This is a genomic window from Gammaproteobacteria bacterium (assembly GCA_003696665.1).
GTDB lineage: Bacteria > Pseudomonadota > Gammaproteobacteria > Enterobacterales.
Map to the genome: position 1 here is coordinate 1 of RFGJ01000184.1, position 1,199 is coordinate 1,199.

The following is a 1,199-nucleotide window of genomic DNA, read 5'->3' on the forward strand; positions in this document are numbered from 1 at the left end:
ATGGCCAAAGAGAAATTTGTGCGCGAGAAGCCACACGTCAATATCGGGACAATCGGACACATTGACCACGGGAAGACCACTCTGACCGCAGCGATCACCAAGACACTGTCGCTGCGGGGATGGGCAGATTTCACGAAATTCGAAGACATCGACAAGGCACCGGAAGAGCGTGAGCGCGGTATCACGATCTCCATTGCCCACGTCGAATACGAGACCGAGAATCGGCACTACGCCCACGTTGACTGCCCTGGACACCGGGACTACATCAAGAACATGATCACCGGTGCGGCCCAGATGGACGGTGCGATTCTGGTGGTAGCGGCCCCAGACGGGCCAATGCCCCAGACTCGGGAACACGTTTTGTTAGCCCGGCAGGTAGAAGTACCCGCGATGGTCATCTTCTTGAACAAATGCGACATGATGGATGACGAGGAGTTGCTGGAACTGGTCGAGCTGGAACTGCGCGAACTGCTGAACCAGTACGATTTTCCTGGGGATGAGACACCGATTGTGCGCGGGAGTGCACTGAAAGCATTGAACTGCAAGAGCGATGACCCCGAACACCCGGACTATGCGCCGATATGGGAGTTGATGCGTGTCGTAGATGAATACATTCCGACACCAGAGCGAGAGATAGACAAGCCCTTCCTGATGCCGGTAGAAGACGTATTCAGCATCAAGGGACGAGGTACGGTTGTAACCGGGCGAGTGGAGCGTGGTACGCTGACCCCGAACAGTGAAGTAGACATTGTAGGGTTGTCAGAGAAGCCGCGGCGTGTTGTGGTGACCTCCATGGAGATGTTCCACAAGGTATTGGACAAGGTAGAAGCCGGGGACAACGCCGGGTTGCTGTTGCGTGGTGTGGCTCGTGACGAAGTAGAGCGGGGTCAGGTACTGGCTGCGCCGGGGAGTATTACGCCGCACACCGAGTTTGAAGCCGAAGTGTACGTACTGCGCAAGGACGAAGGTGGACGACACAAGGCCTTCTTCCCTGGGTATCGGCCGCAGTTCTACATTCGGACGATGGACGTGACCGGTGAGATCTCGCTACCGGAAGGAGTGGAGATGGTCATGCCTGGTGACAATGTGAACATGAAGGTGAAGTTGATTACACCAGTTGCTTTGGAAGAAGGTAGCCGTTTCGCCATTCGTGAAGGTGGCTTGACTGTTGGTGCTGGTGTTATTACCAAGATCGTGAA

Annotated in this window: 1 protein-coding gene; it reads left to right on the forward strand. The window is 55.4% G+C overall.

The annotated features are described in order from the left end of the window. The coding region (gene tuf / locus D6694_05370; protein RMH44874.1) for an elongation factor Tu at positions 1–1,199 on the forward strand (1,199 nt) is incomplete at its 3' end.